This is a genomic window from Marivirga sp., assembly GCF_051117495.1.
Lineage (GTDB): Bacteria > Bacteroidota > Bacteroidia > Cytophagales > Cyclobacteriaceae > Marivirga.
Genome location: NZ_JBNPEF010000010.1, coordinates 78,919 through 103,275, shown reverse-complemented (window position 1 = coordinate 103,275; position 24,357 = coordinate 78,919). Strand labels below are relative to the sequence as shown.

Genomic DNA, 24,357 nt, shown 5'->3' with positions numbered 1-24,357 from the left:
TAAAAAGTCTTAGCCCTCTTTAGTATTATTTTTCATTTTATACAAACCTGAAAGGCTAGTATGGGAAATGAATAATTAAAACAAAATGTTTTTGGTATTTCAACTCATGGAAAGCTTACAGGTCTTATCAGCCTATTAACTTTTCCGGCATATCATAATAATCTCCATATTGAGATTTTTAATAATTGTTTTTATTGAGAAGAATAATCCCGAATAATCGGGATCGAAATGTAGTATAGAGCTCGTTTAAGATTGATTTTAATTCCAACTCAATTTAGAGAATCTTAATCATCACTTTCTCCTTTATTGGCCAAATGCTTTTTAATTTCATTGAATGCCATATCCATTTCATTAAAATCATAAGGGGATTTAATGAATTTTGCATGCTTCTCCGAATCAATTATGGGAGTTTTGATGATTTGAGGATGGTCTTTTATTAATTGTAACAGGTCGTGTTCATCAAATTCCTTGCCTTTTAGCTCATCTTGATAATAGTCATTATTTTCATCTATTAAATCTTGAATAGTGACATTAAGCTTTTGTGCTATTTCTGCCCATTGTCTTTCAGTCAAAGTTTCCTTACTAAGGTCTATAGCATTTATATAATGCTGATCTAAAGATTTGGCATATCCATAAGCTTCTCTTTCTTTTATTTGGTTGCTATCATAAATGAATTTGAATTCCATATTGGTTTTTTTCTTTGTCTCCATATATATAAAACTGTCTTTTCGCCTTGAAGTTTCATATATATACACTTAATATAAACAAAAAAGCTCTGCTGAATAATCCAACAGAGCTTTCCAGTAGTTGATATATGTCTATTTTATTCTACGAGCCAAATTGATGCATTGATGTCATTGGATCCTCCCAATCTATCGATTTCATCATTATAATTAGCAGCATTCAAAGACTGCTCTTGTCCTGGGTATCTAAACCTCATAGGTAAATTATTATTGTTTAGATTATCACAAGGGGCATCCAAAAATGGAATGCCATCAAAGTTCATTCCACTCTCTACATACCATCTTCTTACCTCATAAAATGGTTCCAGACCTGTGAAATATAATGATAGCCATTTTTGCTCCCAAATATCAGTAACAGCATCGTAAGCCACACCTGAATTGTTGTAATAATCATCAAAATCCGTGTAGCCGAATGGAGCATAATTTACTTGGTAATAATCCATCGAAGCTTCTATTCCTGCTTGGTAGTGAGTTTCAATATCATCACCAATCCAACCCTTTGCAGATGCTTCTGCTAATAGGAATTCTACTTCTGAGTAAGTCATAATGATACCATCTGCATTGCCAATTCCTAATTGCTCGGCAGTAGTTTGAGCAGGGTCATTATAATAGGCGGCTCCTAATCTAGAACCTGACTTTCCACATGAACCAGCACCACTGACTGCACCTGAAAATTCAGGGTTGTCGTAATCGTCATTATCAGGCCTAGCATATCTAGATAATCTAGGATCTCCATAACTATTCATTACAGTCAAGGAAGTTTCACTTAACGCAACTGCATCAAAATCCCCTGTTTTTAATGGGATTAGTGGAAATTCATTGGGGAAAGTGCTTAGATACTCTAAAACAGCATTATCATCATTTGAGGTAAATATATTGCCTGATGATACTATACTATTGAATTGACTGTCAGCATTGCTAATATTATCTCCAGCAGTCATGAGTAGTCTTAAGCGAAGTGAATTAGCAAATTTCTGCCATTTGGTAGCATCTCCATTATATAGGATGTCCCCTTCTATACTTCCGCTTCCAGTTGCTAATAAATTATTAGCTCTTTCAAGTTCAGCGAGTATATCCTCATATATAGCTTGCTGTGAGTCATAAGCTGGAGTTAGATTATTTTGATCTCCACTTATTGCCTCAGAATAAGGGATGTCACCATAGGCATTTGTCAAACTAGCGAATATCCACGATCTTAATACTACAGCTACTGCCTCTTGTCTTTCATTTCCTGCTTCTATCGATTCTCTTTCAATTCCCTTTACATCTGTGAGGCTCCCATAAAGGCCTTCCCAATAAGTAGGGAAAGCATTCCAGTTATAGGTATCAGCCTCCGTACGTAAAGTTTTGGAAGTCAATTGACCGATATTGTTTCCTAACAAAAAAGATTCGTTCACCATTGTATTCACACTTTGGCGAATGGCAGATGGCATCAGCACACTTGGTGCTACATCTGTTGGCTCGTTCGGGTTTTCATTAAATTCTTCAAACTCCTCGCAGGAAGAAAAAATGAAAATCCCGAGAAATATTAAAATTATTTTTTCGAGTTTCATATCAATAATATTTTTAAAATTCTTCATCATTAAATGGTTTAGAAGCTTAGGTTAATATTTACACCATAACTTCTGGTTGAAGGTAGCTGAGTACTTTCAAAACCATTTACAAATATTCCATTTCTAATAGAGTAGGTTTCCGGGTCAATGGTAGGTACCTCAGAGAATAATAATAGATTTCTACCAATCAAAGATACCCTAGCACTACTTAAACCAAGGTTTTTGATTAAATCAGATGGTAAGTCATACCCGATTTTCAACTCTCTTAATTTAAAGTATGTCGCATCATGAGTTGCCGCCTCAATATTATCTCTATTGAAACCATTTCCATAATAGTTATAGAAATAACCCGTGTAGTTAGCACCCCCTATTGGAACAACCACATCATTTTCTACTAAGTTACCGTCACCATCGTATTTCCAACCTGGTCCAACTACACCACCTTCTTGTTCTAATGTGTAAACAGGGTCACCATTTGCATCATACGATACTGAATAAATCGTTCTTCCTTCTAATGAATTAAGTGAAAGATTTGGGTCATTATAATTAGTAATAGCACCACTTGTATTATATAAAGCGTGGGATCTATTATAAATTCTACCTCCTATTTGTCCATCAAACAGGAAACTAAAATTTAATCTTTTATATTGAAAAGAGTTATTGATCCCTAATCTTAAATCTGGCTGGAAGCTTCCTGCAGAAACTTTATTTTCTGTTTGCAACGGAAGTCCATTTTCATGAATAACTCTTCCATCGGGACCTCTTTGAAAACCTAATCCATAGAGTTGACCTAATAATTTACCTTCCTCGGCAACGTACTCTAAATCAGCACCACCTTCATCTCCAGGGAAGACATCTGCAACAATAGAATATCTACCGCTTTGAATTACATCCGGTAATGACTCTACAACTGCTCTGTTTCGCCCTGCATTTACAGTAACATCCCAGCTGAAATCATTATTTTCAACAACTCTGGCTGCTAACATCAATTCTAAACCTGAATTTCTGATTTCACCTCCATTTGTTAAGTTAAAATCATATCCACTTGTTCTTGCAATAGGCAATCGGATCACTTGGTCAAAACTAAGCATATTGTAATATGTGAAATCAATTCTATACCTTCCTTTTGCAAGCCTCACATCAAATCCGGCTTCTGTTGCTCTAGTTCTCTCATTCTTTAGATTAGGGTCTGCGATTATTCTACTTGTAGTAAAGGCTGCCTGACCACCATAAGCTGCTTGAGGAGTAAAAGTGTTGCCAAAAGCATAAGGAGGGGCACCATTACCCACTTCAGCATAAGAACCTTTTAATTTTACAAATGAAAAAGGCTGTGGCATATCAAATAAGTCTGATAAAACCGCACTAGCTGCAACGGAAGGATATCCAAAACTGTAATTTGAGTTTTCAATACCTTGAATAGGACTTACTAATGTACTATTCCAATCATTTCTGTATGAAGCATCTAAAAATATGCTATTCAAATAACTTAAAGTAAATGTTCCAAACAGACTGTTGATACCGGTTTTGGTTTTCTGAGATTCAACCAAGACTCCCGATCTTGCATTAGTTAAAGAATAAACACTTGGGCCTGTTCCAAAAACCTCTAATTGAGGATTATTGGCAATTAGGTTGTCAGCATCTTGACGCATTATATTACCACCCAATTTAACATCAATATCAAAATCAGAGTAATTGTCAACATCTGTGTGATAACCCACTAAAAATTCCGCATTGGTTTCATAGAAAGAAATTTCATCTTCTCTATAGCTTCCTAATAAAACCCCTTTAGTTGAAGGAGCTCTTCTGTATTGTCTTCCTTCATTTAAGACATCAGCTCCATATCTAAATCTTGCACTAAAGTTTTTATTGATCTCATATTCCAATTTAGCATTGGCAATAAATCTGCTACTTTGGAAAGAGTTAGTATTCTCATTAGCAATTAACCAAGGGTTATTGACCCACAAGTCTTCTACATATCTCTGCTGAATACCTTCTTGACCCGGTTCCCAATATTCCCTTAAGTCATCAATTTCAACTTGTCTTGGGTACCATAACCATCCATACATCACTGAAGATGATTCGTCATAACCAGCATTAGGAATGTTTCCTGAACTAGAATTTACATACATGGTATTAACTCTAGCTTTCAATTTGTCATCCAAAAATCTTCTACCAACACTCATTTGTACAGTATTCCTTTGCAAATTAGTATTAGGAACTATGCCTTCATTACTCAAATTAGTGTAGGAAATTCTGGCATCACCATCCTCAGTGCTATTGTTTAAGGCAATATTATTGATAGAGGTAAACCCTGTTCTGAAAAAATTTCTAACATTATTGGGAGCAGGGGTAAAAGGAACGGCCTCTCCATTAGAATTAAATTGCTTGATTTCTTGTCCATTCATTCTTGGACCCCAGTTTTCCCCATAAGCCTCATAGTACTCATTGTCGCCTATGTAATTGGAACCATCTAAGTAGCTATATTTACCGCCACCACCAAAACCAAACTCATTTTGGAAATCAGGTAGTTTTAATACGCTTTCAAACATATTACTGGAATTGATTTCCAGTCCCCATTCACCATCTGAGTCTGCTCCTGTTTTTGTTTCGATTAAGATAACACCATCCGCAGCTCTGGATCCATACAAAGCAGATGCTGCAGGTCCTTTCAATACATTGATCGATTGGATGTCATCAGAGTTCACAATTTGCGATGCATTACCAAAATCAATGGTAGTTGAACCATTCAATCCATCATCAAAACTGTATAGATCATTGGTAATGGGCATCCCGTTAACCACATATAATGGTTGGTTATTGCCCAAAAGAGAAGCAGTACCTCTTATATTAACATTGGCTGAAGCAGTTGGTCCATTACCACTTCCTGTGATGTAAACACCGGAAAGTTTACCTGCCAAAGCATTCATTGGATTATTGGATTTTACATCGGAAACCTGCCGGCTATCCACTTGTTGTACAGAATAACCCAATGCTTTTTCTTCCCTTTCAACACCTAGAGCAGTTACTACCACCTCACCCAGTTGTTGAATATCTTCTTTCAATACTACATTGATTTCTGATTTGGAACCAACTTTGACTTGTTTCTTTTTATAACCAATTGCACTGAAAACTAGCGTTGCTTTTTCTTGAGCAACTTCAATTTTGTAGTTTCCTTCAAAATCGGTCACAGTACCGTTCTGTGTTCCTTTAATAAGAACTGTTGCTCCTGGAATTCCAGCACCAGAAGCCTCCGTTACACTACCGCTTACCACACGCTCCTGTGCATGCAAGCTTTCATAAGTAAAAATTGAGAGGGTAAAACAGATAAGCATTACCCGTAAGTAAATTTTTCTCATAGTTAATTAGCTTTTAGATTAAAGATTTAATTTTATTGCTATTTGACTAATCGAAATGCAAAACTATTTAAAAAAGTAGAGCATTAAAAAGAGCCTCGAATTATTGGTGATTTTGAACTCACCAGAATATTCATTTATAGAATTAATCCGAAAATTGCCTTTAACAGGTCTTTTAATATAGCACGGTAACTTCTTAAAAGCAAAGATGTTTCAATTTATTGCGATTTTAAGGGGTATTTCTACAACAATTACCTACACGGTAAGGCTAAAAAACGGGTAGTCTAAATTTTATATAGAGATTGAGTTCAGGATTTAAACTAATGTTGGTTCTGCCATAACCTGGAATGTTTTTCACTTCAAAATCATCAAAGTCATCATACTCTTGCAATGATTTTAATCGGAATTTAAAACCAATTGATAGAAAATCAGGAATATCTTTTTTTCGAATCCTCTTTACTTTTTTCTCAGAGGTTAGAACAAATTCATACCAAGTAGCTGTTAAATTATTTCGGTTAAGTTCCCCCGTTTCATTTTGAAAAATAGGGTTTCCAATTTCATAAGCAATATTTTCATTAAATGAAGATTGGGCATATCTTAAACCCAAAAATAAAAAATTGTTAGGGATTACTGTAAAATGATAATCTAGTCCTATTCGGTAGTAATTACCGTCTGATTTATATGCTGAATTTTTATATGCCTCATCAGGGGTTAGTGTCGCAATTCCATATTCACCAATAAGCGAAACTTTATCCATAATTCGAAAATTAACAGCTCCTTCCCATTTTTCGCTTTGATCAATTAATAATGTATGTAGTTTCAAGTAATCGAAAGCTATACCGATGCTAAATTTTTGCGGATTCTCCTTGATTTCGGCCTCTTCAGAATTCACATTTGTTGAATCCTGTGAATAGGCTTTATTCATCAAAATTGTTATGAGTAGAAAAAGGTATATAAATTTATATCTCAACATATATTTCAAGCTCATTACTTATACATTCGGATAATGGTCTGCAACCAAACGGTCCTCTTAATGAATCAAATTGATGTTCAATCACCCTTAAATCCTTAACCGATTTGGTGATTTTACTATTGATAGTAGTGTCGTTTAATTGATATTCAATTTTCATCAAACGTATTGTATCCGTAAATTCTATTTTAAAAAAGTATTCTGAAGCTGTTTCCAGCGTATTAATGGGTATTCGAAATTTGCTCAGACTGTCTCCACCGTTTCGATTTTCGAATAAGTTGGTTTCTCCGTTAATTGATTCTATACTAATGGTTTTCTCTTTAGTTGTTTTAATCAATGCGTTAATCAACGCAAGTGAATCTGATTTTACTTCCTTGAGGTTATTCAATGAGTCTGCCACGGGGGCATTTTCAGGTTTATCTAGCTCTGCATCTACTGCTTTTATTTCATTATTTAATCTGCTTCTGTATTGATTTAAGGTATCCAAAGAGGTTTTATTAAGGATGCTTAAATTAAAATATGGATAAGCATTTTCAGGGCCACAATCATCACAAGGCTCACAAGCCCAAAAGATGGGAATGCCAATAAGGATTATAATAATATATTGAAAAGCAGTTTTCATCATGACTGCAAAATTAAACTTTCTAATTGATTTATAATATGTATTTGTTTTAATCCTGGGTGAAAGCGAAGCTGATAATATTTGCTCCCATTTTTAGGGCCTTTAATCTTACTTCTTCAGGGTCTTTATGAATACTTTGATCCTCCCAGCCGTTTCCCAAATCGCTTTCATAAGAATAATAACAAACAACTCTACCTTCATAAATGATGCCAAATCCTTGAGCTGGTTTTCCATCATGTTCATGTATTTTAGGAAGACCATCTTCAAATTTGAATTTTTGATGATAAATAGGGTGGTCGTATGGAATTTCTACAAAATCCGATTCTGGAAATACCTTTTTCATCTCTAATCTAATGAATTGGTCTAAACCATAATTGTCATCTATATGTAGAAATCCTCCTGCAATCAGATAATTCCTTAAATTTTGAGCTTCATCATCCGATAATACCACATTACCATGTCCGGTCATATAAATATAAGGATATTGATAAATCTCCTTACTGCCTACTTCCACTACATAATCTTTATTGCTCATAGGGAGGTTTAATTCAGCTTGGCAAAATTCAATCAAATTTGGAAGTGCGGTCTTGTTGGCATACCAATCCCCACCGCCATTATATTTCAGTTTGGCTATTTTTACTTCTTGTGAGAAAGCAGAAAGTATTGTCAGAAAAAACAGAATTAAAAGGCTCTGGTATTTTTTCATTATTAGTAATTGTTCAATTCATTGAAATCTTTTATTTTCATCATTAGCCCATTGGGTAGTTCATCCTTTTTCAAAGAAGTATATAACCCAATCACATCCATTCCGGCACTTTTAGCCGATTGAATACCCGCTAATGCATCTTCCATCACAACGCAATTTTCAGGCAAAGTATTCAATTCTTCAGCAGCTTTTAAATAGATTTGTGGATCTGGTTTTCCTTTGATGACCATGGTGCTGTCAATTACAGCATCAAAATATTTCCTAATTCCAAGTCCATCTAAGGTGAAATCTGCATTGGCAGTGATTGCGGAAGTGGCCACGGCCATTTTTATCCCAGCTTTTTTGGCTTTCGGTAAAAAATCCATTAAACCGGGGGTAGGGGCTAGGTGGGCACTATATAAGTCTCTATATATTTTCTCCTTCTCTTCTGCCAATCGCATCACTTCGGTTGAATTAGCTTCGGGTTTTAAACCTAATATCACTTCTTGAATAGTTCTTCCATTGTAATGATTTTGAAACTCCTCATCGGTCACTTCTTTTCCGAATTGTTTCAAAAATATCTTAAGGGCTTCTATATGATAGGAAATGTTGTCAATTATAACCCCATCCATATCAAATATGATGGCTTTTTTATTGGAAAATATATTGTGCATTTTTATTGTTTTAAGGAATTACGAAATAAGCTAAAATCCTTTTAATTACCTTATTAAGTACTGCTTTTCTTGCGATTGCTTAATTTTTGACTTAGCTTTTAATATCAGAAAACTTTCTGGATTAGGATATTGATCTAAACAATTTGTCATTTTATTTATTGTAATAGTATCACTTTTTTAATTCTAATAATCATTTTATGAAAATTAGATTTTTATTAATAATATTTCTTTCCACTTTCATTTTCGATGAAAGCAAGGCTCAAGCGCTATTAGATGATAAAGACACTACTTTCATTAAAGTTGGCGGTGCTGTAAGATTTAATACAATTTATACTTTCTATGAGGGAAAAGTTTCACCCTTGCCCACTGAGAATTTAAACGGTTTTTTTTGGGATACTTTTCGGCTGGAAGCACAAGGTCAAACCAAAAATGTGGGAATTGATTTTGAATATCGTTTTTATCCAGGCTTTAACACTCACTTTGCCAAAAAAGCTTTTTTATTTCATGATTTCTCTGATAGACTCCAAATGCAACTAGGGGTGACCCAAGTCCCATTTGGTAAATTGGAATTTTCTGGTAATTCCTGGTGGTTTCATTTGCCTTATTATTTTGGATTGGAGGACGATTATGATACCGGAATTAAGTTCAGGTGGAAGGATGAAAATTGGACTTATCATTTTGCATATTTCTTAATGGCTGAGCCAAGAGGGGTTAGTGAGCCAGGATATGGAAGTTTCCCCTCAGCTCGATATTCTTATGATGTTATTCCCGAAGATGGCTATAATGGAAATAAAGAACGAAACCAATTAAATGCAAGGGTAGAATATGAAAAAGGTAAATTCCTGATGGGGCTTTCTGGTCAGTTTGGAGAAATTTATAATTCCAGAATAAATAATGGCTTTGCTCATTGGGCTACTGCTCTTCATTCTCAATATTCCTTAAATGAGGAGGCCATAATTAAATTTCAATTTACACATTACGATTACCCTAAGAGTTTAGATGATGCAGGGAATCCTGTCAATCATGTTAATATGGGGGCTTATGGATTTGATATCTATCAAGTAGCCTCAAGCGCTACAACCTTTTCCTTAGGGTTATCTTATGAATATAAAGTGGATTGGGGACCTATTTCAAGCCTCACGTTTTATGATGATTATTCCTATATGCATAAATATGGTAGTCTCAATATTTTGGGAACGGAATACAAATTTGTAGATTCCCAGCAGAATATTTTGGGATTTATGGTAACAGCAGGGAATACATTTACCTTTTTTGATATTGCGTCCGGTATTAATCAACCTTGGTTAAGTAAATCATTTGGAGGGAATGCCCTGAGTAGCGGTAGAGGTGAAAATGTAGAAGAAAGTGTTGGTGTTACGGAGCAAGGAGAAATAAATGCCCCACTTAGTAAGCCCACCATTAACACCCGATTTAATATAAATATTGGTTATTATTTCTAAATAGAAGAAAATACTATGAAGAATAAATTAAGTAAATATTTCGATGTTCATAAACCAGTTTTTTGGCCTGCAACAATTTTGATTGTGGTTTTTATTGCAGTCACATTAATTGTTGGAGAGCCGATGGAAAAGGTTTTTGCTAAAATTCAGGGCGGTATTTCTGATTATGCCGGTTGGTTTTTTGTCTTGATAACGAATTTGTTTCTGATTTTTTGTATTGTCATTGGTTTTAGTAAACTCGGCAAAATAAAACTGGGAGGAAAGGACGCTAAGCCAGAGTTTAGCCGTGGCGCTTGGTTTGCCATGCTTTTTAGTGCCGGAATGGGGATCGGAATTATTTTCTGGGGCGTTGCAGAACCTATGACACATTTTTTAACTCCGCCACAAGATGTAGATAATCCTCGGGAGGCTGCATCGCAAGCTATGCAATTTAGTTTTTTACATTGGGGGCTCCATGCCTGGGGGATTTATGCTTTAGTGGGTTTATCTCTTGCGTTTTTTGCTTTCTCCAGAAAATTACCCCTCACCATACGTTCTGTTTTCTATCCTATCCTAGGAGATAAAATCTATGGTTGGATAGGGGATGTGATAGATGTGATTGCCGTTTTGGCTACATTATTTGGTTTGGCTACTTCGCTTGGCTTGGGAGTGAAACAGGTCAATTCTGGTTTGACTTATTTGTTTGATATTCCTGATACAGTTACTACGCAAGTGCTATTAATTGGGGGAATTACCTTGGTAGCCACTATTTCTGTCTTTTCAGGAATTGATAAAGGGGTGAAAAATTTGAGTGAACTGAATATAAGAATTGGAGCAATCTTTTTGATTTTTATTATAGCCGTAGGGCCTACCTTGTTTATTTTTGATTCTTATATTCAGAATTTGGGTAATTATATCCAAAATTTCTTCAGCATGAGCTTCTGGACGGAATCTTATGCTAATGATGGAGAAGGAGGCTGGCAAAACGGCTGGACAGTCTTTTATTGGGCCTGGTGGATCAGTTGGTCTCCATTTGTCGGAATGTTTATTGCCAGAGTTTCAAAAGGCAGAACTGTGAAGGAATTTATAACAGGTGTTTTACTAGTGCCTACCTTATTAACTTTCCTTTGGATGACGGCTTTTGGAGGAACGGGTATTTGGGTTCAATTGAATGGGATAGCGGACATAGGCCCTGAAATCGTGGCTAATGCCTCCACTAGTTTATTTGTCTTACTAGAGCAGTTTCCTTTAACAGGGATTGCTTCTGGAGTTGGGGTCATATTGGTCATCAATTTCTTTGTTACTTCTTCCGATAGTGGATCTTTAGTGATTGATAGCATTACTGCTGGAGGTAAATTAGATGCTCCGGTTGGCCAAAGAATTTTCTGGGCAGTATCTGAAGGAGCAGTTGCCGCAGTACTTTTAATAGGTGGCGGTTTGACTGCTCTACAAACAGCTGCTATTACGACAGGCTTACCATTTGCATTCATATTAATATTAATGATGTTTAGTCTTTATAAAGGATTGATGAAAGAACATGCGCGTAATTTGGCTAGAGATAAAGAAACTGATTTCGAATCTTATCAAGAAAAGCTTAAAACCGTTTTGGGAAAAAGAAGTGAAAAAAGCACTAAAAATAAAGAGGGATGAAAAATGTAATTGTATTTATGGATATGTCCAAAATGGACGAAACCGTACTCAAACAAGTAAAACAGTTGGATGCCATTTGGGGCTTAGATGAAATCCTTTTGCTTCACTATGTGGAGCTTCAAGAACTGACCGATGATTTTTCTTCTCAGTTTCCCGATTTGGATAAACCTTTAGAAGAAATTTTAGAAGAAGAAATTTTTGATTTGGCTTTAAACGCAGGTTTGGGTACCGATCGCTTCACTGTTAAAATCCATATTAAAGGTGGAAAAGAAGATTTAACACACTGGGTGAACAACAGTGATTATAGTTTATGTGTTTTTGGTAAAAAGGTCATAAATCCTGGTTCAGGAATATTTGCTTCCAAAATAGCCCGTTTAATTGATAAATCAATTTTATTTACGACTGAAACCTCACGTCCAAATTTTGATAATGTGATGTTGTGTGTTGATTTTTCAGCTTACTCTAAAAAAGCAGTGAATTTCCTTAATCAATATATCCCGGATTCGGTTTCAAATTTTAGCTTGTTTCATGTATATAAAGTACCGGCTATTTATTTTCCATTCGTAAAACAGAAATCTGAAAAACTAGTGGAGGAAGAAAGGAAGAAAGCAGTAAAAGCATTGGATCACTTTCGGGAGAAATACACAAAGCAACCGAAGTCAAATGCTTGGGTGGAATATGCAAATGACCAGCCATCTGATAAAGTGATTTATAATTATGCCCGAACGCATCATGTTGATTTAATTGTAGTGGGCATTAAAGGAAAATCAGATGATGATGATTTATTGATCGGGTCAGTTGCTGAGAAATTGATCCAGCCTGATAGATACGTGCCAGTTTTACTTGTACAGTAAATTTAAGCCACCTGATACCGTTTCCCCGGCAAGGATTTTATAATGCCTTGCATTTCAAGGTTCAGTAAAATTCCAGCTAATTGATTGAGGTTAATCTGGCTTTTGATGCTTAGGATGTCAATCGGCAACTCTTTATTATTTTGGAGCAAAGTATTCATGACGCTTTGCTCTTCTTCAGTTAGAGAAGATAAATCCAATACCTTTTGTTGAATGGCGGCCTGGTTTTCAAGTTCCCAATTCATGATGTACAAAATATCATCTGCAGTTTCTACCAAATGGGCTTTATGCTGTTTGATGAGTTTATTACAGCCTTCTGAATAGGTGTCACCAATTCTTCCGGGAAAAGCGCCTACTTCCCTGTCGTATGAGTTGGCCAGTTCTGCAGTTATCAAGGCACCCCCTTTTTTGGCCGCCTCAACTACTATCACTAAATCTGCCATTCCGGCTATAATTCTATTTCTAGCGGGAAAATTAAAAGCATCTGGTTTGGTTCCAAAGGCTTGTTCGGAGATTAATCCTCCTGATTTTTGCATCTCTGTAGCAGTAGATTGATGTGCGGAGGGATAAATAACATCGATTCCTGAACCCATGACAGCATAAGTGGAAAGTTGATTTTTTAAAGCAGCTCTATGGGCATGAATATCGATTCCATAAGCCAAACCGCTCAAAATAATCGGTTTGAGAGGGCTTAACTTTTCAATCATTTCCTCTGTTAGTTTTTTACCATAAGGCGTGGCATTTCTAGTACCTACCACGGCAACGGTGGGTTGTTTTCTGTCAATGGGGAATTGTCCTTTAGTATAAATCAGGATGGGGGCATCAGGAATTTGTTTTAATCGAAAAGGGTAATCTTTATCTAAATAGCTGATGATTCTTACTCCTTTTTTTTCAGCTAAAGCAAATTCTTTTTCAGCGTAGTCGGTTATTTCCCTGCTTTTGATATTGTCAATGGTTTTCTGACCAATGCCGGGGATTTTAAGGAGTTTTGATTGCGGGAGGTCTAAAATTGCTTGGGCAGAGCCACAATGACTGATCAGGTTTTTGATGGTAAGATTACCGATTTTGGGGATTAAATGCAGGCTTAAAAGTGCCTTCTCCTCTGCATTCATAGGCCTTGGCTATTATATATTCTCTTTGATTTCGGTTAAAAATGTTCTGATTTTTCTTAATGAGTCCAGCATTTCCATTTTATCCCGAACCTCATTAGAATCGTTTTTAAGCATGTCTTTAGCACCTTGAAGTGTAAAACCTTTTTCTTTCACCAAGTGATAAATCAACTTTACATTTTCAATATCTTCTTTAGTAAATTGCCTATTGCCTTTTCTGTTTTTCTTGGGTTTGATTATGTCAAACTCACCCTCCCAAAATCGAATCAAGGAGGTGGCAACATCAAATTGTTCGGCTACTTCACCAATGGTGTAGTATTTTTTCTCTATGGTTTTTTCCTTGTATGGCACAGTTTATTATATAGTTTCTAAAATTAAATCACACAAAATTTAAACTTCTATTACTTAATATCAGGCAATTACTAAAGTGATATTTGTAATTGCTCAGTGAACACTAATTAAAATTGATCCTGAATATAGCGAATATTCCCATCTGGGTCAATTAAAATCTTTGATTCCGGAAAATCTGCTTCTGTTAATTCTTTTATTTTTTGTGCAGCTCCGTTGTTAATATCTATTTCAGGTACTCCTGCTCCTTTTTGCAAGGCAGAAATAATTTTTCCTTTTACAAAACTCCCATCTTCTGTAATCCAAACTTTTGCAATAGGAGCCAAGCCGTTTTCACCTCTTAAATTAAACCTGCCATAAGTGGCGAAATTACCTAAGCTGTAAGCTATAAACCTATTTTTATAAACTTCAACCGCCCTTGCAACATGTGGACCATGGCCAAAAATAACATCAGCACCTGCATCTATCATAGCATGCGAAAATTCATATACATTTCCTCTATTCTCCCCATAGAAATATTCTCTTTCACGAGTTACATGTTGATATTTCTTTCCTTCTGCCCCGCCATGAAATGAGACGATGATGATATCAGTTAAGCTGTCCAAATGTTGAACTAAACCAATTGCCGCATCTAAATCATTAATACTCTGGGTTCCATTATTAGGGGAGAAGGCCACCAAGCCATATTTAATCCTATCTTTTTCAAAAATGGTAAAAGGTTGAGTCAACTGCCCCGCGTGATGAATTTCCAAACTATCCAAAACCCTCATAGTATTTTCCCTGCCGGTTTCCCCGAAATCTCCAGCGTGATTATTGGCTAAGCTCATCATATCGATTCCTGCATCTACATAATGTTGCGCTAAATATTCAGGGCTTCGGAAAATATAACAAACAGATGGGTCGGAGCAATTTTTAGCTTCCCCGCCCTCATTTAAGATCACGCCTTCTTGATTACCGAATGTTAGGTCGGCATCCCTTAAAACATGAGCTACTGAAGAAAGCATGTATTTTCCAGAGTCAGGTGGTAAATACCCTTCATTTGGGAAGTTCGTGCCTATCATAATGTCACCAACCCCAATTAGAGTGATGGTGTCAGCTTTCTTAGGATGAATATTAATAACTACTTTTTCCTGTCTTTTTACGGTATCTTTAATAACAACTTGAATCGTGTCCTTTTTGATTTGTGTGCTATCAATTTGAGCTTGGTTATTCTTATCTAATGCTTTAGAGCTATCCTGCTTCGATGTTTTTTGCAGGGATTTACAGCCCGAGAGGACGATAAGCACTATAAAAAATGTAAAAAAGGATTTATTCATGCTGTTTGAGGCTAAAAAAAGCAGCCTTACGACTGCTTTTTAAATTTCAATTTCTTTTTAAATTATCCTAATGATTGGTTTTCTCTAGATGATAATTCTAATAATTTCTCGTATTCCTCATCTGATACATCTTGATAGAAATAATGGACAGGATTAATGGGCTTGCCATCTTTGTGGATTTCATAGTGTAGGTGAGGTGCAGTAGATGTTCCTGTAGTTCCTACAAACCCTATGCAATCTCCTCTTTTTACTTTATCGCCAATTTTAACATTAAAAGAAGACATGTGAGCGTACTTGGTTACAAAGCCAAATCCATGATCTATGACTACCAATTTCCCGAATCCTCCGAAAGTTGTTCTTACTAGTGTTACTTCACCATCACCAGTAGCATAAATTGGTGTACCTCTTGGCGCAGAGAAATCACATCCTTCGTGTATTCTTACCACTTTCAAAATAGGATGCATTCTCATGCCGTATCCTGAAGCTAATCTTTTTAATTCTTTATTGGGGATTGGCTGAATAGCTGGGATGGAAGCCATCATTTCCTCCTTATTCTCTGCCAATTCTAAAATCTCATCATAAGATTTTGTCTGAATGTACATTTGTTTTTTAACCTTATCCAATTCCTGCATCATGCCTAGGATAAGATTTTCTCTTTCCAATTCGCTTTCAATAATGTTTTTGTATCGCTCAGCACCACCAACTCCTGCACTTCTGATGCTGGAAGGTATAGGTTCTGCACCCATAATGTTTCTGTAAACTTCATCATCTCGCTCCTGCAAAGACGATAAAACCTTCTGAACATTATTGACTTCTTTTTCCATCATTTCATAATAGAATTGAAGTTCTTTATTTTCTTTTTTGAGTTGAGCCTCTTTTGGAGAGTCGAAATATGAATTATAAACAATGATAATTCCGACCGCTAAAATTAAAGCTACAGACAAAAAGCCTAATAAATTTAAAAATATGTCCCACTTTGATACCTTTACTCGCTCATATCTGCAAGTTTCGGTGTCGTAATAGTATTTAATTCTTGCCATTCCGTTTTAGACTCGTTAAAAACTTCTAATTTTGTAATCGGATTCTTTAATCCGCAAAATTGCACAAAGGTTCATCAAAAATCAAATTTTTTGATAAATCTCATTGATAAAGGCAAATATAAACAAATATTTTTAAAGTAAAACATTAAATACAAATACTTTACTCCATGACTTCCAGCGAGATACGTAAAAAGTTCTTGAATTTCTTTCAAGAAAAGCAGCACAAAATAGTGCCTTCAGCCCCTATGGTAATCAAAGATGATCCTACTTTGATGTTCACCAATGCAGGTATGAACCAATTTAAAGATTATTTTTTAGGGAATAAAAAAGCGGAAGCCACTAGAGTTACGGATACCCAGAAATGCTTGCGTGTTTCCGGAAAGCACAACGATTTGGAAGAAGTAGGGCATGATACCTACCATCATACCATGTTTGAAATGCTGGGCAATTGGTCGTTCGGAGATTATTTTAAGAAGGAAGCCATTGCTTGGTCTTGGGAGTTACTCACGGAAGTTTTCAAATTGCCAAAAGAAAGATTATATGTAACCGTTTTTGAAGGAGATAAAGCTGACAATATTCCATTTGATCAAGAAGCTTACGATTTCTGGAAGTCTCATATTGATGAGGCTAGAATTTTAAAAGGTGATAAAAGCGATAATTTCTGGGAAATGGGTGATACAGGGCCGTGTGGTCCCGCTTCCGAAATTCATATTGATTTAAGAGATGAAGCAGATATAGCGAAAATCCCAGGAAAGGATTTGGTAAATAATGACCATCCATTAGTGGTGGAAATCTGGAATTTGGTTTTTATCCAATTCAACAGAAAAGCGGATGGAAGTCTGCATGCATTGCCTGCTCAACATATCGATACGGGTATGGGCTTTGAGCGAATCTGCATGGCCATCCAAAATAAAAAGTCCAATTACGATACGGATGTTTTCACTCCTCTATTGGATGAGTTATCCAATATATCGGGAAAAAAATATGGTGAACTTAGTAAAATAGACATTGCTTTCCGTGTAATTGTAGATCACATTAGAGCAATTTCCCTTTCTATTTCCGATGGACAGTTGCCATCCAACAATAAAGCTGGGTATGTTATACGAAGGATATTGAGAAGAGCGGTCAGGTATGGCTATACTTTTCTTGATTTGAAAGATCCTTTCCTTTTTAAATTGGTTCCAATATTAGCTAAACAGTTTGAGGAAGTTTTTCCTGAACTGAAAGCTCAACAAGAATTAGTGGAAAAAGTGATCAAAGAAGAAGAAACCGCTTTCTTGAGAACTTTGGAAAATGGATTGAAAAGGTTGGATAGTATTAAAGCGGAGCTATCTGAAAATCAAAATACCACCATTTCAGGTGCAGTAGCTTTTGAATTATACGATACTTATGGTTTCCCTTTAGATTTAACTGCATTAATTGCCAAAGAAAATGGATTGACTATAGATGAGAAAGGTTTTGAGCAGGAAATGACTAAGCAAAAAGACCGCTCAAAAAATGCGGCTAAGATGGAAACTGGCGATTGGCAAATTGTGAATGAAGGAAGTGATGTGGAATTTGTAGGGTATGATGAAGTGAAAGCAGAGGCAAAAATTTTACGATACCGCTCCGTAAAAAATAAGAATAAAGAGCAAATTCAATTGGTATTAGACAAAACGCCTTTTTATGCTGAAAGCGGTGGACAAATTGGAGATACTGGAATATTGAAAGTGGGTGATGAAACCATCAAGGTTCTGGATACCAAAAAGGAAAATGATTTGATTGTGCATTTTGTGGACAAAATTCCAGCTCAATTGGAGGCTCCTGTATATGCTGAAATTGATAATGATCGCAGAAGAAAAATTGTTTATAATCATTCCGCTACCCACCTTTTGCATGCTGCCTTGAGAGAAGTTTTGGGTGACCATGTACAACAAAAGGGTTCTTTGGTATCTGATAAATTATTGCGTTTCGATTTTTCTCATTTCTCTAAAATGACGGATGAAGAAATTTTGAAAGTAGAGCGAAGAGTAAATGAGAAAATAAGGGAAAATATTCCGCAACAGGAAGAACGCAGTATTCCGATAGAAGAAGCAAAGGCAAAAGGAGCAATGGCACTTTTTGGGGAAAAATATGGCGATAATGTCCGAATGATAACATTCGATCCCAATTATTCTGTTGAGCTTTGTGGTGGCGTGCATGTGCCGGCTACTGGAAACATTGGTCAGTTTAAAATCACAACAGAAACATCCGTTGCCGCGGGAATAAGAAGAATTGAGGCTGTAACGGGAGAGAAGGCTGAAGAATATAATTTGAATCAAGAAGCCATTTTAAAGCAAGTAAATGCGCTATTGAAAAGCCCGAAAGATTTAGCTCAGGCAGTTGAGCAGTTGATGAAAGAGAAAAATGAACTGCAAAAATCTTTGGAAAAAGAGCAGTCAAAGCAAGCGGGTCAGCTGAAAGACGAATTAATCAAAAATGCTGAAAAGCAAAATGATATTACGGTCATCATCAGTGAAATTAGTTTGCCTAATGCTGATGCTTTGAAGAAATTATCATTTGAACTCAAAAATGAAGTGGATTCTTTATTTGCCATTTTAGCTTGTAATGTGGATGGAAAACCGCAAATTTCAGTCGTAATTTCTGAGAATTTGGTGGAAAGTAAAGATTTGAATGCCGGAAAAATCATTAGAGATTTGGCTAAAAATATCCAAGGTGGTGGGGGTGGTCAAGCCTTTTTTGCCACGGCAGGGGGTAAAAAATTGGAAGGCTTGCCTGAGGTAGTTTCACAAGCCAAAAATATGGCTAAAGAATTATAAAATATGTCTTTAGACAAATCTATAAGAGATCAATATACGGTAGTAATCGGACTTGAAGTTCATGCGCAGTTGCTTACAGAAAGCAAATTGTTTTGCTCAGACGCAACTGCTTTTGGGGCAAGTCCAAATACTCATATAAGTCCTATTTCGTTGGGGCATCCCGGCACTTTGCCTAAGCTCAATAAAAAAGCGGTGGACTATGCCATTAAAATGGGCTTGGCTTGTGAATGTAAAATCACGGAAGAAAATATTTTTGCCAGAAAAAACTATTTCTATCCCGATTTACCCAAAGGCTATCAAGTTACGCAAGATAAAGCCCCTATTTGCGTAGGCGGTAAAGTTTGGATTAAACCTAAAGGAGCAACAGAAGAAAAAGCTATAGCCTTAAATCGAATCCACATGGAAGAAGATGCGGGTAAATCCATTCACACAGAAGATGCTACTGATACCTTGGTAGATTACAACAGAGCTGGAGTTCCTTTAATTGAGATTGTAACTGAACCAGATTTAAGAAGTGCTGATGAAGCCTATGCTTTTTTAACAGAAGTGAGAAAGCTGGTGCGATATCTTGAAATTTGCGATGGCAATATGGAAGAAGGCTCCTTGAGATGTGATGCCAATGTTTCCGTGATGCTCAAAGATGCCAAAGAATACGGTAGCAAGGTGGAGGTTAAAAATATGAACTCCATTAGAAATGTGCATCGGGCAATTGAGCATGAAGCAGAAAGATTAATTATTTTGTTGGAAAAAGGAGAGACTATAATTTCAGAAACCCGTGATTTTAATGCGGCTAGCGGAACAACCTCAAGCCTCAGAACAAAGGAAGAACTAAATGACTATCGTTATTTTCCAGAACCGGATTTGTCTCCCTTAATTGTAGATGAGGCTTGGATTGAGGAAATCAAAGCTCAAATGCCTGCTTTACCACGGGAATTGCAACATAAATTCACGAAAGAATATGGAATTCCTGAATATGATGCTCAGGTTCTTACTGATACAAAAGCCATAGCTAATTATTTTGATGCCCTTTGTCAAGAAACTGAAAATTACAAATCAGCTTCAAATTGGATCATGGGAACGGTCAAATCCTATTTAAATGAGCATAATTTAAGTATAGATGATTTCTCGATTTCCCCTAAGCAATTAGCGGGTTTGATTCACTTAGTGGATGAAGGAAAAGTCAGCAATACGGTTGCCAATCAGCAAATATTTATTAAGATGCTGGAAAATAAAGGTTCTGATGCACAATCAATTGCCATTGCGGAGAACTTAATTCAGGAAAGTTCGTCTGAAAGTATTCAACCAATAATTGATGAAGTTTTAAATGATCTTTCTGATAAAGTGAAAGAATATAAATCTGGGAGAAAAGGATTAATAGGATTGTTCGTTGGGGAGGTGATGAAAAGGAGTAAAGGTAAAGCCGATCCTAAAAAGACAAATGAATTATTAAAACAAACTTTAAAATAGAATATGAAGATTATTTTGAAAAATAGTGCTTTAGCTATCATCGTAGCTTTATTTTTTGTTTCCTGTGAGAATGGGAAAGAAGGAAATGCTGGAGTTACCATTGGTGGTAAAGTTGAAAATCCACAGGATAAAGGAGTGATTTCCTTATCAAAAATTAGTGCAGGTAAAAGAGAGGTGGTGGATACCCTTTATTTGGATGCAAATAATAGCTTTGAAACCACTGTTGAAACTACCGGACCTGAATTTTATCAATTGAATTTTTACAATACACAGGTAGCCACTTTGATTGTGAATGAAGATGATTTAAATGTGGTAGCAGCGGGGAATGAAAGAAATGGTAAGCTAGAGATTACGGGCTCCAAAGATATGGAATATATGACCCAGCTTCAGGACATCATGAAAAAGCAACAAGAGGAGGTTCAGGAAATCAATAAAGAATTCATGGCCGCCAGAAATGCTAAGGATGAAGAGAAGATGAAAAACATACAAGATGATTTCCTTTTGATGCAAGAGAAGAAAAAGGAAAATATCAAAAAACAAGTGGAGGACATGTTGCCTTCTTTGGCGGCTATTCAGGCTATGAATTTTTTCAATCCTAATGAAGACTTTGAGTTTATGAAATCTGTTGCTGATAGAATAGCTGAGGCACATCCCAATTCAGATATGGCCTCTTTCTACAAAAAGCAGATGGATGATATGGCTAAAATATCAGTTGGGGCACAGGCGCCTAATTTCAGTATGCCAACTCCTGAAGGTGATACAGTAAGTTTGAAGGACTTTAGGGGAGAATATGTTTTGGTTGATTTTTGGGCCGCATGGTGCAAGCCTTGCCGTCAGGAGAACCCAAATATAGTGGAGGCTTACAATAAATATAAGGATGCAGGATTCCAGATATTAGGCGTTTCCCTTGATAAAAAACGTGAAGACTGGTTAAAAGCAATAGAAGCTGATAATTTAGAGTGGACTCAAGTTTCAGAATTGAAATATTGGCAAACCCCTATTGTTCAAGAATACAAAATTAATGGAATTCCATTTTCTTTATTACTAGATCCAGAAGGCAAGATTGTAGCTAAAAATTTAAGAGGTGATCGACTTCATGAGAAATTAGCGGAGATTTACGGAAGCTGATTTTTATAAAGGTAATATATTTAGAAAGCCCTGATTCAGTTATGAGTCAGGGCTTTTTTGTTCCCTATCACCATGGTTGGTGGCACACCATCTATTCGTGAATTTGATGTTATATGATTTGTTTAAATAGATAGGCATTCATTGAAGAAGAAATTTTGCATAGCTGCTTGCTATTTTCTGTGCGTCATCCCTGCGGAGGCAGGGATCTTGTCTTATTGAAACGAAGTTTCAATAAATTATCATTTGCCAATTCATTAATCAGATGTACATTCTGCATCTCAAAAGACATTCTTTATATTTTAACCAAAGGTTAAAATTATAAGATCCCTGCCTGCGCAGGGATGACGCTCGGATTAAATTTAGTAGTTATATTTTAGGTATATAAACTATCGAAAGATATCAATAACCCCTCACCTCAATCTCTTATTAAAAGTAATTGTAAACTTCGTTCCTTTATTTACTTCACTTTCAACTTTAATGTCTCCACCTAGGCTGGTAACATGGGTGTGAACCAAATATAGTCCAATTCCCTTGCTATCTTCATTATGATGAAAAGTTTGATGCAAACCAAAAATGCGATCTTTCACTTTTTCTATGTCAAAACCCATTCCGTTATCTTCGTAAGTCAGTTCGATTTTAGAAGTTAAATCCTGAGTTTTAATCTTTATTTCAGGAGTTTTTTCGGGTGCAGTATATTTGATGCTATTAGTGATGAGATTTAGAAATATACTTTCTAAATAATCCCTGTTAAATTCAACTGCAGGGCAATATTTAAAATCAATTATAAAATTAGCACCAGATTTACTAACCAAATTATTGATGGATTCAAGTACGGAATTGAGACTTTCTTGAAATGAAATTTCCTCTACTTGTATCTCACGGCTGTTATTTTCGATGAGTGAATTAATATAAAAATTCATTTTCTCTTTCAATTGATCAACTCCATTCTTTATTAGGTTAATCAGTTTTTTGTTTTTATCATCTGGAATTTTGTCCATATCAATCATCGCTATGATTGAATTCAGATTATTGACAGGAGATCTTAAATCATGGGAAGTTTTATAATTAATTTGCTCAAAATTTTTATTGCTTTTCGAAAGTTCTGCCAACTGCATATTTCTTTCTGCTTCAAGTCTTTTCTTGTGTGAAATATCTTTTGCAATGGCAAATATCACTTTATCTTCTTCTGAAGGAATAGAAGTCCAGGCTAACCAGACAATTTTACCTTTTTTGGTAATATATCGGTTTTCAAAATAATGTAGATCGTTGGCTTTGGTCAGATTTTTCCGTGCTGAGGCAGTAGTATTTTGGTCATCAGGATGAACAAAATCATTGATTGGTGTTGAATACAATTCTTCAAATGAATATCCTAGCGTCTTGGAAACGGCAGAATTTACTTTTTTAAAATAGCCATCATAACTAGCAATGCAGACTAAATCAGTGGTGAGTTCAAAAAATCTTTCAAAATTAAAAGTAGTAGTACTCATTAAAAATATTCCATTGAAAATATGATTCTTTAAAGATACTGTTTTTTTAAATTAGAGTAGAGAAATATTCTGACTGAATAGAAGAAAATGTTTAAATTGACCTTAAAAGCCGATTGTCGGGTTAATGTCGGCTATAATCCATTTTAATTCGTTTTATTTTAAGGTTTAAAAAAGCTACTTGCCATGGTCAACAAAACAATGTATAACATGAAACAACCTGAATTAGGCCATAAAATCCAAAATTGGAGAAAGGCACAAGGACTTACGCAAGAAGAGCTTGTAGAAAAATGTAATTTAAATGTTCGTACCCTTCAAAGAATTGAAGCGGGTGAGGTATTACCAAGAAGCTATACAGTGAAATCAATCTTGGAAGTGCTCAAGGTGGACTTTTCTGAACTTAATTTAAAAGAAGAGCAGAAAAATCAATTATCAGTTTTACTGGAAAGTAAAAGGTCATTCTTGAAGTGGGGCGCAATTATAGGGATTATTTATTTATGCCTTTCTTTTGTGGAAGGCTTTATGGAGATTGGATTCTACGATGAAAGTATCAGCGATATTTCTGGCTTGAATTATAGCCTTGTGAAAATTGGAGTGATACTTTCATTCGCTGTCTTTTACTATTCCTTCTTTTTAATTGGGAAAGCATTAAATGATGATTTTTTAAAGATTAGTGCTTTATTTATGATAGCACTTATATTGATTAGTAATATTAATGATATAGCCGTGTTTTATTCAGGCTATCTATCAGTAGAAACACTATTGATCATGAGAAGTGTGATCTTCGGAATTGGCTATTTATTATTAGGGACAGCTTTTGCTTTAAGGCAAAAATCACTAGGCACACTTTCACTTGTCACCGGAATTTTTGGTATTGTTACAGGTCTAGGATTTGTAAGTGTTATAATGGCAATTCCTGCGCTCTTTACCTTAACTGTATTTGAAATATTGATGCTCGTGATGATTTTTAAGGTGTTGAATTCAAATGAAGTTTCTGCCGGGAAAGGGACGGATCAGTTTTCTGCAGTACTTTCTTAATCGTTTTAGATTAGTATGTATAATAACCACAAAAAAAGGGATTCTAGCCTAAAACCAGTATCCCTTTTTGTATTTATTTTAAGATCAGA

The 24,357-nt window shown here is 35.7% G+C and carries 19 protein-coding genes; 7 read left to right on the top strand and 12 right to left on the bottom strand.

All coding sequences use genetic code 11. From position 1 onward, the window contains the following. Positions 1-284: 284 nt before the first annotated feature. The 7 genes from ACFE0M_RS06450 to ACFE0M_RS06420 form a co-directional block, all read right to left on the bottom strand. Complete coding sequence (locus ACFE0M_RS06450) at positions 285-710, bottom strand: arsenate reductase family protein (RefSeq protein WP_434544927.1); 426 nt, start codon at positions 708-710, stop codon at positions 285-287. A 113-nt stretch (positions 711-823) separates the two neighbouring features. Beyond that, complete coding sequence (locus ACFE0M_RS06445) at positions 824-2,296, bottom strand: SusD/RagB family nutrient-binding outer membrane lipoprotein (protein WP_434544926.1); 1,473 nt, start codon at positions 2,294-2,296, stop codon at positions 824-826. Positions 2,297-2,334: 38 nt separating this feature from the next. Beyond that, a complete protein-coding gene (locus tag ACFE0M_RS06440; RefSeq protein ID WP_434544925.1) occupies positions 2,335-5,652 on the bottom strand; it encodes a SusC/RagA family TonB-linked outer membrane protein in 3,318 nt (1,105 codons plus the stop codon). A gap of 265 nt (positions 5,653-5,917) precedes the next feature. Then, on the bottom strand, positions 5,918-6,622 hold the full coding sequence (locus ACFE0M_RS06435; RefSeq protein WP_434544945.1) for a DUF6048 family protein: 705 nt from the start codon (positions 6,620-6,622) through the stop codon (positions 5,918-5,920). After that, positions 6,609-7,244 (bottom strand): hypothetical protein, encoded by a 636-nt coding sequence (locus ACFE0M_RS06430; RefSeq protein WP_434544924.1) that lies wholly within the window; start codon positions 7,242-7,244, stop codon positions 6,609-6,611. Before ACFE0M_RS06430 ends, ACFE0M_RS06435 begins: the two co-directional genes overlap by 14 nt. Positions 7,245-7,290: 46 nt before the next feature. After that, positions 7,291-7,947 carry a DUF4159 domain-containing protein gene (locus ACFE0M_RS06425; RefSeq protein ID WP_434544923.1) on the bottom strand — a complete coding sequence of 219 codons (657 nt, stop codon included), beginning with the start codon at positions 7,945-7,947 and terminating at the stop codon, positions 7,291-7,293. Between the two features lie 2 nt (positions 7,948-7,949). Continuing rightward, positions 7,950-8,600, bottom strand: coding sequence for an HAD family hydrolase (locus tag ACFE0M_RS06420; protein ID WP_434544922.1), 651 nt, complete (start codon positions 8,598-8,600; stop codon positions 7,950-7,952). Between the two features lie 197 nt (positions 8,601-8,797). On the opposite strand from ACFE0M_RS06420, the gene ACFE0M_RS06415 reads away from it, so the two are divergent. Genes ACFE0M_RS06415 through ACFE0M_RS06405 form a run of 3 tightly spaced genes read left to right on the top strand, consistent with a single transcriptional unit; the run spans position 8,798 to position 12,543 of the window. Beyond that, a complete protein-coding gene (locus tag ACFE0M_RS06415; RefSeq protein WP_434544921.1) occupies positions 8,798-10,060 on the top strand; it encodes a hypothetical protein in 1,263 nt (420 codons plus the stop codon). Positions 10,061-10,075: 15 nt separating this feature from the next. Continuing rightward, positions 10,076-11,689 carry a BCCT family transporter gene (locus ACFE0M_RS06410; protein WP_434544920.1) on the top strand — a complete coding sequence of 538 codons (1,614 nt, stop codon included), beginning with the start codon at positions 10,076-10,078 and terminating at the stop codon, positions 11,687-11,689. Continuing rightward, entirely contained in the window at positions 11,686-12,543 is an 858-nt protein-coding gene (locus ACFE0M_RS06405; protein ID WP_434544919.1) for a universal stress protein, read from the top strand. The genes ACFE0M_RS06410 and ACFE0M_RS06405 overlap by 4 nt, the downstream gene beginning before the upstream one ends. Positions 12,544-12,545: 2 nt before the next feature. Here the strand turns inward: ACFE0M_RS06405 and dprA are convergent, their stop codons facing one another. From dprA to ACFE0M_RS06385, 4 genes are all read right to left on the bottom strand, one after another. Beyond that, positions 12,546-13,652, bottom strand: coding sequence for a DNA-processing protein DprA (gene dprA, locus ACFE0M_RS06400; protein ID WP_434544918.1), 1,107 nt, complete (start codon positions 13,650-13,652; stop codon positions 12,546-12,548). Between the two features lie 12 nt (positions 13,653-13,664). Then, positions 13,665-14,000, bottom strand: a complete 336-nt coding sequence (locus ACFE0M_RS06395) for a MerR family transcriptional regulator (RefSeq protein ID WP_308357637.1) — start codon at positions 13,998-14,000, stop codon at positions 13,665-13,667. Between the two features lie 107 nt (positions 14,001-14,107). Continuing rightward, complete coding sequence (locus ACFE0M_RS06390; protein WP_434544917.1) at positions 14,108-15,313, bottom strand: CapA family protein; 1,206 nt, start codon at positions 15,311-15,313, stop codon at positions 14,108-14,110. Positions 15,314-15,375: 62 nt separating this feature from the next. Further along, the gene (locus ACFE0M_RS06385; protein WP_434544916.1) at positions 15,376-16,353 is read right to left on the bottom strand and encodes a M23 family metallopeptidase; all 978 of its coding nucleotides are present in this window, start codon (positions 16,351-16,353) and stop codon (positions 15,376-15,378) included. Positions 16,354-16,520: 167 nt separating this feature from the next. On the opposite strand from ACFE0M_RS06385, the gene alaS reads away from it, so the two are divergent. Genes alaS through ACFE0M_RS06370 form a run of 3 tightly spaced genes read left to right on the top strand, consistent with a single transcriptional unit; the run spans position 16,521 to position 21,746 of the window. Then, positions 16,521-19,151: an alanine--tRNA ligase gene (gene alaS / locus ACFE0M_RS06380; RefSeq protein WP_434544915.1), complete on the top strand. Its 2,631-nt coding sequence runs from the start codon at positions 16,521-16,523 to the stop codon at positions 19,149-19,151. A gap of 3 nt (positions 19,152-19,154) precedes the next feature. Beyond that, positions 19,155-20,618, top strand: coding sequence for an Asp-tRNA(Asn)/Glu-tRNA(Gln) amidotransferase subunit GatB (gatB, locus tag ACFE0M_RS06375; protein ID WP_434544914.1), 1,464 nt, complete (start codon positions 19,155-19,157; stop codon positions 20,616-20,618). A 3-nt stretch (positions 20,619-20,621) separates the two neighbouring features. Beyond that, the gene (locus ACFE0M_RS06370; protein WP_434544913.1) at positions 20,622-21,746 is read left to right on the top strand and encodes a redoxin domain-containing protein; all 1,125 of its coding nucleotides are present in this window, start codon (positions 20,622-20,624) and stop codon (positions 21,744-21,746) included. Positions 21,747-22,156: 410 nt separating this feature from the next. Here ACFE0M_RS06370 and ACFE0M_RS06365 read toward each other — a convergent pair whose 3' ends face one another. Then, positions 22,157-23,233, bottom strand: a complete 1,077-nt coding sequence (locus tag ACFE0M_RS06365; protein ID WP_434544912.1) for a PAS domain-containing sensor histidine kinase — start codon at positions 23,231-23,233, stop codon at positions 22,157-22,159. A 207-nt stretch (positions 23,234-23,440) separates the two neighbouring features. On the opposite strand from ACFE0M_RS06365, the gene ACFE0M_RS06360 reads away from it, so the two are divergent. Beyond that, positions 23,441-24,268, top strand: a complete 828-nt coding sequence (locus ACFE0M_RS06360; RefSeq protein ID WP_434544911.1) for a helix-turn-helix domain-containing protein — start codon at positions 23,441-23,443, stop codon at positions 24,266-24,268. The last annotated feature ends 89 nt before the right edge of the window (positions 24,269-24,357 follow it).